The organism is Dactylosporangium maewongense (genome assembly GCF_039531485.1).
Classification (GTDB): domain Bacteria; phylum Actinomycetota; class Actinomycetes; order Mycobacteriales; family Micromonosporaceae; genus Dactylosporangium; species Dactylosporangium maewongense.
This window is the reverse complement of record NZ_BAAAQD010000001.1, coordinates 1161041-1174559: the sequence shown is the minus strand read 5'-3', so window position 1 is coordinate 1174559 and position 13519 is coordinate 1161041. Positions and strand designations below refer to the sequence as shown.

The 13519-nt window shown below is 71.9% G+C and carries 13 protein-coding genes; 12 read left to right on the top strand and 1 reads right to left on the bottom strand.

Annotated elements, in window-relative coordinates; translation table 11 throughout:
- Positions 1-92 precede the first annotated feature (92 nt).
- The 3 genes from ABD332_RS05335 (at position 93) to ABD332_RS05325 (ending at position 4660) form a co-directional block, all read left to right on the top strand.
- Complete coding sequence (locus tag ABD332_RS05335) at positions 93-674, top strand: RICIN domain-containing protein (protein ID WP_344500073.1); 582 nt, start codon at positions 93-95, stop codon at positions 672-674.
- Between the two features lie 292 nt (positions 675-966).
- Positions 967-3819, top strand: a complete 2853-nt coding sequence (locus ABD332_RS05330; RefSeq protein ID WP_344500071.1) for a PQQ-dependent sugar dehydrogenase — start codon at positions 967-969, stop codon at positions 3817-3819.
- Between the two features lie 196 nt (positions 3820-4015).
- On the top strand, positions 4016-4660 hold the full coding sequence (locus ABD332_RS05325; protein ID WP_344500069.1) for a SnoaL-like polyketide cyclase: 645 nt from the start codon (positions 4016-4018) through the stop codon (positions 4658-4660).
- 69 nt (positions 4661-4729) lie between these two features.
- Here ABD332_RS05325 and ABD332_RS05320 read toward each other — a convergent pair whose 3' ends face one another.
- Positions 4730-5737, bottom strand: a complete 1008-nt coding sequence (locus ABD332_RS05320; protein WP_344500067.1) for a hypothetical protein — start codon at positions 5735-5737, stop codon at positions 4730-4732.
- Positions 5738-5819: 82 nt separating this feature from the next.
- On the opposite strand from ABD332_RS05320, the gene ABD332_RS05315 reads away from it, so the two are divergent.
- From ABD332_RS05315 to ABD332_RS05275, 9 genes are all read left to right on the top strand, one after another.
- Entirely contained in the window at positions 5820-6374 is a 555-nt protein-coding gene (locus ABD332_RS05315) for a PadR family transcriptional regulator (protein WP_344500065.1), read from the top strand.
- A gap of 44 nt (positions 6375-6418) precedes the next feature.
- Complete coding sequence (locus ABD332_RS05310) at positions 6419-6658, top strand: hypothetical protein (protein WP_344500063.1); 240 nt, start codon at positions 6419-6421, stop codon at positions 6656-6658.
- Positions 6659-6802: 144 nt separating this feature from the next.
- Complete coding sequence (locus ABD332_RS05305) at positions 6803-8116, top strand: helix-turn-helix domain-containing protein (protein WP_344500061.1); 1314 nt, start codon at positions 6803-6805, stop codon at positions 8114-8116.
- 104 nt (positions 8117-8220) lie between these two features.
- Complete coding sequence (gene adh / locus ABD332_RS05300; RefSeq protein ID WP_344500059.1) at positions 8221-9744, top strand: aldehyde dehydrogenase; 1524 nt, start codon at positions 8221-8223, stop codon at positions 9742-9744.
- A gap of 13 nt (positions 9745-9757) precedes the next feature.
- Positions 9758-10129, top strand: coding sequence for a DUF779 domain-containing protein (locus ABD332_RS05295; RefSeq protein WP_425552134.1), 372 nt, complete (start codon positions 9758-9760; stop codon positions 10127-10129).
- Between the two features lie 216 nt (positions 10130-10345).
- Positions 10346-10759 carry a TOBE domain-containing protein gene (locus ABD332_RS05290; protein ID WP_344500055.1) on the top strand — a complete coding sequence of 138 codons (414 nt, stop codon included), beginning with the start codon at positions 10346-10348 and terminating at the stop codon, positions 10757-10759.
- Between the two features lie 50 nt (positions 10760-10809).
- Entirely contained in the window at positions 10810-11568 is a 759-nt protein-coding gene (gene modA, locus ABD332_RS05285; RefSeq protein ID WP_425552132.1) for a molybdate ABC transporter substrate-binding protein, read from the top strand.
- An 18-nt stretch (positions 11569-11586) separates the two neighbouring features.
- Entirely contained in the window at positions 11587-12411 is an 825-nt protein-coding gene (locus ABD332_RS05280) for an ABC transporter permease (protein WP_344500734.1), read from the top strand.
- The gene (locus ABD332_RS05275) at positions 12408-13505 is read left to right on the top strand and encodes an ABC transporter ATP-binding protein (protein WP_344500051.1); all 1098 of its coding nucleotides are present in this window, start codon (positions 12408-12410) and stop codon (positions 13503-13505) included. Before ABD332_RS05280 ends, ABD332_RS05275 begins: the two co-directional genes overlap by 4 nt.
- Positions 13506-13519: the final 14 nt, after the last annotated feature.

The following is a 13519-nucleotide window of genomic DNA, read 5'->3' as shown; positions in this document are numbered from 1 at the left end:
CCTGCACAGGCGGCTGGATGGCCCGGAGGTCAATGCAGTGCCGTCACAAGATCGGCCCGATGCGGGCACGATCCTCACCGAAAGGAAACTGGATGTCGAACGTCCTGAGAAGTCGATGGATGCGGTGGATGCTGCCCGTCGTCGCCGTCGTCACGCTGCTCGCGGCAACGCCCGCCCCGGCGTCGGCGCAGGCCGCGGCGGGGCGGACCCCCGCGCAGTCGCAGGCCGATTCCGGCCCGGCGCCGGAGGGCCGGATCTACAACAGGAACGCCGCCAAGTGCATCGGTATCGCCAACGGCCTCGCCGGCATCTACACCTGCACGACCAACAACGACCAGACCTGGCACTCCCCCGCCGGCAGCTGCCATCCGACGTACCCGACGTACTGCATGTACGTGAACGGCGACGGCAGGTGCCTCGCCGTCAACGGGGGCAACATCTACAACGGATCACGCATCCTGGGCTTCCCCTGCACCGGGAGCCTGGATCAGTACTGGGCCCGGGCTCTCGACCCGAACCAGAACTCTGTCGAGCACAACCTGATGAACCTGAAGGGCGGCTTGGAGGGATGCGCATGCGTGCTGGCGGTGCAGTCCATCTCCACGTACAACGGCGCTCCGGTGGTGCTGTGGGCCTCCAACGGATCAGCGGACCAGCACTGGACGCTGTTCTAGCCTGACGAGAACCTGCGAGGGGCGCCGCGGCCGGCTGCCGCTGCGCTCGACGTGGTGCCGGAGCAGCCGGCAACCGCGCCTCCCCGTTTCGCTGGACCGCCGCCGGCCCTGCCGGTCGGCGGCGGTCTTCCGCTGCACGCAGTTCCTGCTTCGGGCGACCACGTCCGGGCAGAAGGCCGACACCGTAGCGGTCAGATCCATCGGCGTACATAGCACGTTCGCCGCATTGACGGGTCATTCACCGGTGTCTACGTTCGGCATTCGATTACCTCACGGGGGAGGTCTGTTCGGCATGCCATCTGCCACCCGCGGGCTGCGTCGTGCTGCCCGCACCACCGCGGCCGCCGTGCTGCTGTCCGTCGCCGTCGTCGCGCTCCACGCCGGTCCGTCCACCGCGGAGCCGGCGCCACCGGACACCAACTTCCAGAAGGTGCCGCTGGACGAGAACACGTCCAACCCGATGATGCTCGACATCGCCGCCGACGGCCGGGTCTTCTACGTGGACCGGCTCGGCGACGTCAACGTGATCCAGCCTGGCGGCGGGACCGTGCGGTCCGGGCGCCTGAGCGTCTTCACGTCGTACGAGAGCGGGCTGCTGAGCATCGCGCTCGACCCGGCCTTCACCACCACGCACTGGCTGTACCTGTACTACTCGCCGCTGACGGCGAACGTCGACCGGTTGAGCCGCTTCACGGTCAACGGCGACACGATCGACCCGGCCAGCGAGAAGGTCATCCTGGACGTGCCGGTGCAGCGGGCCGACTGCTGCCACCACGGCGCCGGGCTCGCGATCGACAAGACCAACGGCAACCTGTGGCTGGCCACGGGCGACGCGACGAACCCGTTCGCCTCGGACGGGTACACCCCCATCGACCAGCGGTCCGGCCGGGCGATCTGGGACGCGCAGGGCACCGCCGGCAACACCGACAGCCTGTCGGGCAAGGTGCTGCGCATCCATCCGGAGCCGGACGGCACGTACACGATCCCGAGCGGCAACCTGTTCCCGCCGGGGACCGCGAAGACCCGGCCCGAGATCTACGCGATGGGGCAGCGCAACCCGTTCCGGATGGGCCTGGACCCGAAGACCGGCTACGCGATGGTCGCCAACTACGGGCCGGACGCCGACACCGCGAACCCGGCCCGCGGCCCGCAGAACACCGTCGAGTGGAACATCATGTCCGCGCCGGAGAACTCCGGCTGGCCGTACTGCATCGGCAACAACACGCCGTACCTCGCCTACAACTTCGCGAACGGCACGTCCGGCGCGCCGTTCGCGTGCGGCACCGGCCCGGCGAACACGTCGCCGAACAACACCGGCCTGACGACGCTGCCCGCGGCGAAGCCGGCGACCGTCTGGTATCACAAGAATCCCGACCCGAACCAGTTCCCGCAGCTGTCCGGCGGCGCGCCGATGGCGGGGCCCGTCTACCGGTTCGACCCGAACCTCGTCTCGGACCGCAAGTGGCCGCAGTACTTCGACGGCCGGGCGATCTTCGCCGAGTGGAACAGCAGCTTCATGTACACGTTCCAGCTGTCCGCGGACGGCAAGGCGGTCACGGCGATCGACCGGCTGCTGGGCGCGTTCTCGTTCAAGAAGCCGATGGACTTCAAGTTCGGCCCGGACGGCGCGCTGTACCTCATCGAGTGGGGCAACGGGTTCGGCGGCAACAACACCGACTCCGGCATCTACCGCATCGACCACGTCGTCGGCGGCGCGTCACCGGTCACGAAGGCCGAGGCCAACCGGACGAACGGGCCGGCGCCGCTCACCGTCGCCTTCACCGGCGACAAGTCGAGCACCCCGGCCGGCGGCGCGTTGCAGTACCTCTGGACCTTCGGCGACGGGGGCACCTCCACCGCGGCGAACCCGAGCCACACCTACACCGCGAACGGCAACTACACGGCCGTGCTGAAGGTGACCAACACGATCGGCAAGTCCAGCACCGCGAGCGTGCCGATCACCGTCGGCAACACCGCGCCGACCGTCGCCCTCACCGCACCGCCGGACGGCGGGTTCTACCAGTGGGGCGACCAGGTCTCGTTCTCCGCCACGGTCACCGACCCGGAGGACGGCGCCGTCAACTGCACCGAGCTCCAACTCAACGCCATCCTCGGCCACGACGAGCACGGCCACCCGCTGGACTCCTACAACGGCTGCAGCGGCACCGTCACCACCACGTTGTCGAGCGGGCACGCCGAGGGCGACAACGTCTTCTACGTGCTGGAGGCCGTCTACACCGACCACGGCGGCGCGGGCGGCTCGGCCCCGCTGACGACCCGCAGCCAGGTCATCCTGCACCCGAAACGGACGGGCGCGGAGTTCTACACCAACACCGGGCGCGCCTCGAACGGCCACGGCACCGACGACGCCGGCGTCATCGTCGAGGCGAGCGCCGACGGCAGCAGGCACATCGGCTTCGTCGAGGACGGCGACTGGTGGAGCGTCGAACCGGCGTCGCTCGCGGGCGTCAACGTGATCCGGGTGCGGGCCGCGTCGGCGACGACCGGCGGCATCGTCGACGTCCGCTGGGGTGACCCCGTCAACGGCACCCTGCTCGGCAGCGCCACGGTGCCCGGCACCAGCGGCTGGCAGAACTACACCGACGTCGCCGTCGGCCTGACCGCGCCGCCGGCCGGCACCGGCAAGCTCTACTTCGTCGGCCGCAGCCCCGGCGGTGGCACCGAGTTCCTGTTCAACGTCGACTGGATGGCCTTCATCGGCACCGGGGTCGCCGTGCCGACGGGCACCCAGCAGCAGGTGGTGTCGCTGCGGGCCAGGATCAACAACAGGTACGTGACGGCGGACAACGCCGGCGCGAGCCCGCTGATCGCCAACCGGACGGCGATCGGCCCGTGGGAGCAGTTCGACATGCTGAACCTCGGCGAGGACTTCGTGGCGCTGCGCGCCCACGCCAACAACAAGATCGTCTGCGCGGACAACGGCGGCGCGAACCCGCTGATCGCCAACCGGACGGCCGTCGGGGCGTGGGAGATCTTCCAGCGCATCACCAACAGCGACGGCAGCGTGTCGTTCAAGGCCGTCGTCAACGCCAGGTACGTCACGGCCGAGAACGCCGGCGCCGCGGCGCTGGTCGCGAACCGGACCGCGATCGGGCCGTGGGAGCGGTTCGACCTCCTGCAGTAGACGAGGACCGATGCGGCGGAACCCCGGCGCCCGGATCGTGCCCCACCAGGGCATCGACGCGCGTGCGGGGTCCCGGGGTTCCGCTGCCGAACCCCCGTCGGTAGTCTCACTGCAACTACCGACGGGGGTAGCCATTGGCGGGTGGCCGTCCTGCCAGGCACCCCCTCACTCGTCCTGAAAGGGCGGAAACCGAATCGTGTCCGAAACCCCGTTGTGGCTGCAGGGCCGCACCGCCGTCATCGACGCCACCGACTCGTCGGCCTGGCGTGACGGCACCACCCCCGACTACCACCTGTCCCACCAGGTCATGCCCGGGCAGCGCACCACCCAGCACGCGCCGGACTCGCTGGAGGCGGTCGTCGAGACCATCGTCCAGGTCTTCGAGATGGAGGTCTCCTACAAGAAGGACCCCGCGACCTGGGTGTCGATGGTGACCGAACACTTCCGGACGAACGTCAACGGCGGGCCGTGGGCGAGCGCGCAGGACATCGCCGACATCGGCAGCTACAACATCCTCATCGGCGAGAGCCCGTTCTACAAGACGGGCCAGGAGTCGTTCGAGTCGTCGCACCACATCTTCCACCAGGCGTTCCCGGGCGGCTTCTACTGGGAGGTCCTGGAGGTCCTCAGCCCGCCGCCGGTCGTCACGTTCAAGTGGCGGCACTGGGGCGCCTTCGAGGGCGAGTACCACGGCCACCAGCCCAACGGGCAGACGATCGAGATGTTCGGCATCAGCGTCGCGAAGGTCAGCGACGACCTGAAGCTCCTCGAGGTCGAGCACTACTACGACCCGAACCAGTTCCTCGGCAAGCTCACCGGCGGCTGCCCCGTCGCACACTGACAGCACTACCCGGCGGCGGCCACCCGGTTCATCCAGTGGCCGCCGTCCACAATGGACATACCGCGCCCTTCAGGCGTTGCGGCCCGCGGCGTGCCGCTGCAGCGTCGACTCGGGCAGGCCGGACTCGGCGGCCAGCGCCCGCCATGTCGCGCCCTCCGCCCGCCGGTGCGCGGCATACGCGGCGACCGACGTGAACCCGAGCGGCGCGGCGGCGCTCGAACTGCGGCTCGCGGCCCGGTGCCGTTTCGTCGCGTGCGGGACCGCGGCGATGCCGTGCCGCTCCATCGCGGCGAGGACCGACCAGCGCGTCACCCCGGCCTCGGCGGCGATCGCGGCGACCGTGCGGTGCTGCCGCAGATGGCGGTGGCGGAGGTACGCGCCGACGTCGGCGTGACCGGCGGACCGGGCGGCCGGCAGCAGCCGGGCATCGCCGGGATGGGCGCGGATCCGCGCGCGCTGCGCGGCGAGGTCCGGTGCGATCGCGGGCAGGTGCCGGGACAGCCAGTCCTTGTGCAGCCCGGCCTCGCGGCTGATCGCGGCGAGGCTCCGCCCGCTCGCGAGACGGTCGCGGACGTAGCAGGCGAAGGACTCGAACCCGAACTGGGCCGCGACCTTGGCGCCGACGTCGGACAGGTGCTGCTCGGACCGCTGCCGGTTGCCTTCGGCGCAGGCCGCGGGGCGGATGGCCGACAGGGCCGCGAGGGTCTTCACGAGGCGCTCCTGCGGATGCGGCCGGCCCCGGGCGGCCTCGGCCGCGGCGACCGTCAGGGCACCGCTGCGCGCCCGGACCCGGGCCGCCGCCTGCGCCCGCTGGACGGCCGGGTCGCGATGCTGGCGGGCCCGCAGCGCCTCCGCGCGCCGCTGCCGGGTCCGCCGCCCCGCCAGCGGGTTGCCGACCTCCAGGCCGAACGCGGCGATGTAGGCGGCCTTGGTCCAGCCGTGCACCCGCAGGTGACTGGCCACCGACAGGTACCAGCGACCGCACAGGTGGCAGCAGACGCGTTCGCCGTCGCCGTCGCCGAGCATCACGCCGACCGGCGCGTGGAAGGGCGTGCCGTCGTCGAGGTGCCCGATCACGCCGCGCCTCCCTCGGCTGGTAGTCGCATTGAGACTACCGAGGATGCGACGCGGGCGGAACCCCGCGCCGTAGGCTGACGCGATGGGTGAGCTGCCGCCACTGTCCCTGGCCGACTGGATCGTGCTCACCGTCGTCGACGAGCAGCCCACGCACGGCTTCGCGATCGCCGCGCTCACCGCCGAGGACGGCGCGGTCGGCCGGGTGTGGCACATCCCGCGCCCGATCGTCTACCGCTGCCTGGACCGCCTCACCGGGCTCGCCCTGATCCAGGTGGAGACCACGGAGGCGGGCAGCCGCGGCCCGCAACGCTCGATCCTCGCCACCACCCCGGCCGGATCGGCGGCGGTCGCCGAGTGGCTGCACGAGCCGGTGCCCCACGTGCGTGACATGCGCTCGGCGCTGCTGGCGAAGCTGGCCCTGATCACCCGCCGCGGCGAGGACCCCGCCGGCCTGATCGCCGCGCAGCACGACATCCTGGCCCCGGTCCGCGACACCCTGCGGCGCCGGCACGCCGCCGCGACCGGCTTCGACCGGACCCTGCTCTTGTGGCGGCTGGAGAACGCCGAGGCCGCCGTGCGGTTCCTCGACGCGATCGGCCGGTCATCGCCCGCGCCGCCGCCGGACGACGCCGGCTGACCTCACAGCCGCGGGACCGGGTCCGGGAGAAGTTGGTTGCACGCGTGAACCCGGAACGGCACTTCGGTGACACCGGCGCGCGGTTCGCTGCCCTCATGGTCGCCACGGGGACGCAGCTGCTCGCACCGGGGACGGGCGTCGACGTGCCCTGGGCTCAGGCGTACGCCACGGCCTGGGACGTCGCCGCGCCGCTGCCCGCCGTGCGGCTGCCGGTCGGCGAGGCGGCCGGGCAGGTCCTCGCGGACCCGATCGTCGCCGCCGCGCCGCTCCTGCAGCTGCCGTAACGCCGCGCACCTGCGAGGGCCGGCGGCGGCCGTCCCGTGCACCTGCGGGGAAGGTTGCGCTGGTCCCGCGGCGCATGCACTCTTGGTGGACGAGTCTGGCGGCGACCTGCGGTCCTGCCAGGTGGCACGCCAAGGCGGGAGCTGATGGGAAACGCGTGGCTCGCCGACGTCGGCGCGGACCCGCAGCGGCGGGCCCGTGAGATCGCGGCCGCCCACGAGCGGTTCCTGTCCACGCAGGCCCTCGCCGGGATCGACCCGGGGCTGCGGGACGTCGTGGCCAGGTCCTGGCAGCGGTCGTCGGCCGCGCGGGTCGGCCAGGACGCGAGCCCGCCGGTCCTGCTCGCCGACGACGACCTGTCCGCGTACCGGGCGGCGCACCCGCTCTCCCGCGTCATCGGCGTGCTGCGGCAGCTCGTCGGCGACACGGCGGACGACGGCGACTACCTCATGGCGGTGTCCGACGCCGCGGGCCAGCTGCTGTGGGTGGAGGGCCACCGGGTCGCCAGGGCCCGCGCCGAGCGGATGAACTTCGTCGAGGGCGCCCGGTGGGACGAGCCGCACGCCGGCACCAACGCCCCCGGCACCGCGCTGGCGCTCGACCACGAGGTGCAGATCTTCGCCACCGAGCACTACCTGTCGTCGGTGCAGGCGTGGACGTGCTCGGCCGCGCCGATCCACGACCCGGTCTCCGGGCAGGTGCTGGGCGTCATCGACATCACCGGCGGGCACGGCGTGGCCAACCCGCTGAGCCTGGCCCTGGTGCGCTCGGCGGCCCGCGCCTCCGAGGCCGAGCTCGCCCGCCAGCTGTCACGCCATCCCGCCGGCTCCCGACCGGTGCTCGAACCTCCGGGGCTGTGGACACCCGCCGCCGGGCCGTCGGTGCGCCTGTCAGCGCTCGGCGGCAACGACGGCACCCTGCACGTCGACGGGCGGACGATCCGGCTGCAGCGCCGCCACACCGAGATCCTGATCATGCTGGTGCTGCACCCGGACGGGCTGACCGGCGAGCAGCTGCTGAGCGCCCTGTACGACGACCAGGCGAACCCGGCCACCGTGCGGGTGGAGCTGAACCGGCTCCGGCACGTCGTCGGCGACCTGCTCGCATCCCGCCCGTACCGGCTGCGCACGAGCATCGACGCGGACTTCGCCGACGTGGCGGCGGCGCTGCACGGCGACCACCTCGCCCGGGCCCTCGCCGGCTACCCCGGGCCGTTGCTGCCGACGTCGGAGGCGCCCGGGGTGGCTCGGCAGAGGCAGTGGCTGCACACCCAGCTCCGCTCGGCGGTGCTCGCCTCGTTCGACGCCGGGCTCGTCCGGACCTGGGCCGACCGGAGCGGCTTCGACGACCTCGAGGTGTGGGAGCGTCTCGCCGCCGTCGCGCCGCACCGCTCGGCGCACCGCGGCGTGGCCAACGCCCGCGTGCGGCAGCTCCGCGCCGAGTACGGACTGAGCCGCTGAGCGAGCGCCGACGCTACATTCATGTAACGTCCGCGAAACTACCGTGCCCGTCACGGCCCAACCGTCCAACGACGGACGGCGGCAGCTGACGGAAGGTCACCACGATGACCGACTTCGCCGCGCCCGGCACGTCCGGCGCGAAGATGCACTACGAGCCGCGCTACGACAACTGGATCGGCGGGCAGTTCGTGCCGCCGGTCAAGGGGCAGTACTTCGAGAACCCCACCCCGGTGACCGGTCAGACGTTCACCGAGGTCGCCCGCGGCACCGCCGACGACGTCGAGCTCGCCCTCGACGCCGCCCACGGTGCGGCGCCCGCCTGGGGCCGGACCTCGGCCGGCGACCGGGCGAACATCCTCAACAAGATCGCCGACCGGATGGAGGCGAACCTCGAGGCCCTCGCCGTCGCCGAGACCTGGGAGAACGGCAAGCCGATCCGGGAGACGCTCGCCGCCGACATCCCCCTGGCGATCGACCACTTCCGGTACTTCGCCGGCGCCATCCGGGCCCAGGAGGGGTCGCTGTCGGAGCTGGACGACGACACCGTCGCGTACCACTTCCACGAGCCGCTCGGCGTCGTCGCCCAGATCATCCCGTGGAACTTCCCGATCCTCATGGCGACCTGGAAGCTCGCGCCCGCCCTCGCGGCCGGCAACGCCGTCGTGCTCAAGCCCGCCGAGCAGACCCCCGCCTCGATCCACTACCTGATGAGCCTCATCGGCGACCTGCTCCCGCCGGGCGTCGTCAACATCGTCAACGGGTTCGGCGTCGAGGCCGGCAAGCCCCTCGCGTCCAGCGCCCGGGTCGCGAAGGTCGCGTTCACCGGCGAGACGACCACCGGGCGGCTGATCATGCAGTACGCCAGCGAGAACATCAAACCGGTCACGCTGGAGCTCGGCGGCAAGAGCCCGAACATCTTCTTCGACGACGTCAGCGCCGCCCAGGACGACTTCTACGACAAGGCCCTCGAAGGCTTCACGATGTTCGCCCTCAACCAGGGCGAGGTCTGCACCTGCCCGTCCCGCGCGCTGATCCAGCAGGGCCACTACGACCGGTTCCTGCACGACGCCGTCGCCCGCACCGAGCAGATCGTGCAGGGCCACCCCCTCGACCTGGCCACCATGATCGGTGCGCAGGCGTCCAACGACCAGCTCGAGAAGATCCTGTCGTACCTCGACATCGGTCAGCAGGAAGGCGCCAAGGTCCTCACCGGCGGCGCGCGGGCCGACCTCGGCGGCGAGCTCGCCGGCGGGTACTACGTGCAGCCGACGATCTTCCAGGGCAACAACGCGATGCGCATCTTCCAGGAGGAGATCTTCGGTCCGGTCGTGTCGGTCGCGCCGTTCGCCGACTTCGACGACGCCATCAAGATCGCCAACGACACGCTGTACGGACTGGGCGCCGGCGTCTGGACCCGCGACGGCTCCAGGGCCTACCGGGCCGGCCGCGCCATCCAGGCCGGTCGCGTGTGGACCAACTGCTACCACGCATACCCCGCGCACGCCGCCTTCGGCGGCTACAAGGGCTCGGGCATCGGCCGGGAGAACCACAAGATGATGCTGGACCACTACCAGCAGACCAAGAACCTCCTGGTGAGCTACTCCCCCAAGAAGCTCGGCTTCTTCTGAGCCGATGGCCGAGATGTCACGCGTCGCGGTCACCGACGCCGCGGCCGAGCTGTTGCGCAAGCTGTACGCGGCCAACGGGCCGCTGATGTTCCACCAGAGCGGCGGCTGCTGCGACGGCAGCTCCCCGATGTGTTACGTCGATGGTGAGTTCCGCACCGGCGGGTCGGACGTGCTGCTGCAGGAGCTGCGGATCGACGGCGTCCCGGAGCCGGTGACGTTCTGGATGTCCGCGGCGCAGTTCGAGGCGTGGCGGCACACCCACCTCACCGTCGACGTGGTCAAGGGCCGCGGCGGCGGGTTCTCCCTGGAGGCTCCCGAGGGCGTCCGCTTCCTGATCCGGTCACGGCTGCTCACCGCCGAGGAGAACGCCGTCTTCAACCCGTAGACGGGCCCTACCCAACCCAGCCCCGCCCCGGGTCAGCCGGGACGGGGCTGCTGGCCGTGAACCCGTCGCGCCTGGTCACTGCCGACGCCGGCGGTCATCCCGCTGCCGCCGGTCAAGGTTCCGTCATGCAGATGCGGGGCTGATGAGACCAGGCTCTCGAAGACGCGAGCCCGGCAGCCGATTTGCTGCTGCACATGCGACAGCTAGGGTGTGCCGGTGACAGTGTTCCGGATCAGTGAAGCGGCCGAGCTGCTGGGCGTGAGCGCGGACACCGTCCGGCGCTGGGTCGACGCGGGCCGGCTGACCGCCAGCCGGGACGAGCACGGCCACCGGCTCATCGACGGCCTCGATCTCGCCGAGTTCGTCCGCACCGAGGGCACCGACACCGGTGCGTCCTCGGCGCGCAACCGGCTGCGCGGGATCGTCACCGCCGTCGTCAAGGACACGGTGATGGCGCAGGTCGACATCCAGGCCGGCCCGTTCCGGATCGTGTCGCTGATGAGCCGGGAAGCCGTCGACGAGCTCGACCTGCAGGTCGGCTCGGTGGCCATCGCAGTGATCAAGTCGACCACGGTCGTGGTGGAGCGCTCCACCCCGGCCGTCGCGAATAAGGGGAGGACCAGCTCGTGACATCCCGTTGGATCCGCACCAGCCTGGCCGCGTTCGCGGCCTTGACCGTCGTGGGGATCAGCGCCTGCGCCGACGACACGAAGACCGCCGCCCCGCAGCCGTCCACCGGCAGCGCCAGCAGCGCCGCCGCGGTCACCGGCGACATCACCGTGTTCGCGGCCGCCTCGCTGACCGAGTCGTTCAAGACCATCGGCAAGGACTTCGAGACCGCCAACCCCGGCACGAAGGTCACCTTCAACTTCGCCGGCAGCTCCGCCCTCGCCACGCAGATCAACCAGGGCGCGCCCGCGGACGTGTTCGCCTCCGCCGCGCCGGCGAACATGAAGACCGTCACCGACGCCGGCGGCGGCGAGGGCACGGCCACCACCTTCGTGAAGAACCAGCTCGTCATCGCGGTGCCGAAGGGCAACCCGAAGGCGATCAAGGGCCTCGCCGACCTGGCGAAGCCCGGCGTGAAGGTCGCCCTGTGCGCCGAGCAGGTGCCGTGCGGTGCCGCCGCTAAGAAGGCCCTCGACGCCGCCACCGTGAAGCTCACCCCGGTGACCCTCGAGCAGGACGTGAAGGCCGCCCTGTCGAAGGTGAAGCTCGGCGAGGTCGACGCGGCCCTGGTGTACCGGACCGACGCCAAGACCGCCGCGGCGGACGTCGAGGGCGTCGAGTTCCCCGAGTCCGCCGGCGCGATCAACGACTACCCGATCATCGTGCTGAAGAAGGCGAAGAATCCGGCCGGCGCGCAGGCGTTCGTCGCCTACGTCATGTCCGACAAGGGCAAGGCCGTGCTCACGGGCGCCGGCTTCCAGGCACCGTAAACTCCGGCGATGCCGATCATGGACTCCGCGAAGGCGACGCGACCAGCGGTCGCGCCGCCCCGGCGGCAGCGGATCCCGGCCGGGCTGCTCCTGCCTGCCGGGCTCGGCCTGCTGTTCCTCACGGTCCCGCTGATCGGCCTGCTGATCCGCGCACCCTGGACCACGCTGCCGCAGCGGCTCACCGAGCCGGGCGTGCTCACCGCGCTGCGGCTGTCGCTGCAGTGCGCCACCCTCGCCACGCTGGTCTGCGTGCTCCTCGGCGTGCCCCTCGCCTGGCTCCTCGCCCGTATCGAGTTCCCCGGCCGGCGCCTCGTCCGGGCGCTGGTCACCGTCCCGCTCGTGCTGCCGCCCGTCGTCGGCGGCGTGGCGCTGCTGCTCGTCTTCGGCCGCCGCGGGCTGCTCGGCGAGTGGCTCGACACGACGTTCGGCATCACGTTCCCGTTCACCACCACCGGGGTCGTCATCGCCGAGTCGTTCGTGGCGATGCCGTTCCTCATCATCGCCGTCGAAGGCGCGCTGCGCGGCGCCGACAGCCGCTACGAGGAGGCCGCCGCGACCCTCGGCGCCGGCCGCTGGACCACGTTCACGCACGTGACGCTGCCGCTCGTCGCGCCCGGCATCGCCGCCGGCGCGGTGCTGTGCTGGGCCCGGGCGCTCGGTGAGTTCGGCGCCACCATCACGTTCGCCGGCAACTTCCCCGGCACGACCCAGACGATGCCGCTCGCCGTCTACCTGGCCCTGGAGACCGACCTGGACGCCGCGATCGTGCTGAGCCTGATCCTGCTCACCGTCTCCGTCGCCATCCTCGCCGGCCTCCGCGACCGCTGGATCACCAGCCCATGACCGGCGCCTTCGTCGACGCGCACCTCGTCGTGGACCGGGGCACGTTCCGGCTCGACGTCGCCCTGCGGATCGACCCGGGGCAGGTCGTCGCGCTGCTCGGCCCCAACGGCGCCGGCAAGACCACCGCGCTGCGCGCCCTCGCCGGTCTCCAGCCCCTCACGACCGGGCACGTCACCGTCGACGGCGCCGACCTCGACCGGCCCGACCGGCGCCGCTTCACCCCGCCGGAGCGCCGCCCGATCGGCGTCGTCTTCCAGGACTACCTGCTGTTCCCGCACCTGACCGCGCTCGACAACGTCGCGTTCGGCCCGCGCCGTCACGGCGTCGACCGGCGCACCGCCCGCGAGCAGGCCGCCGCCTGGCTCGCCCGGGTCGGGCTGGCCGAGCACGCAAAACGCAAACCCCGCCAGCTCTCCGGCGGGCAGGCTCAGCGGGTCGCCCTGGCCCGCGCCCTCGCGGTACACCCGGCGCTGCTGCTGCTCGACGAGCCACTCGCCGCCCTCGACGCCCGCACCAGGCTCGACACCCGCGCCGAGCTGCAACGGCACCTCGCCGAGCACGCCGGCGCCGCGCTGCTCGTCACCCACGACCCGCTCGACGCGCTCGTCCTCGCCGACCGGCTCGTCATCGTCGAGGACGGCCACGTCGTGCAGGAAGGCGACGCGGCCACCATCACCGCCCGGCCACGCACCGACTACGTCGCCCGTCTCGTCGGCCTCAACCTGTACCGCGGCCGCGCCGACGGCCACACCGTCCACCTCCCCGGCGGGTTCGACCTCGCCACCACCGACCGGCTCGACGGCGACGCGTTCGTCGTGTTCCGGCCCTCCGCGGTCGCGCTGCACCCGCACCAGCCCGACGGCAGCCCCCGCAACACGTGGAGCGCGACCGTCGCCGGCATCCAACGCCACGGCGACAACCTACGGATCCAGCTCGCCGGGCCGATCACCGCCGCGGCCGACGTCACCCCGGCCGCCGCCGCGCACCTGAGCCTGGCCCCGGGCCAGCAGCTGTGGGCCGCGGTCAAGGCCACCGAAACACACGCCTACCCGGCCAGCGGGCCGGCCGACCGCGCCGAGCTGCTTGGCACATGACCTGATGCCGAGGT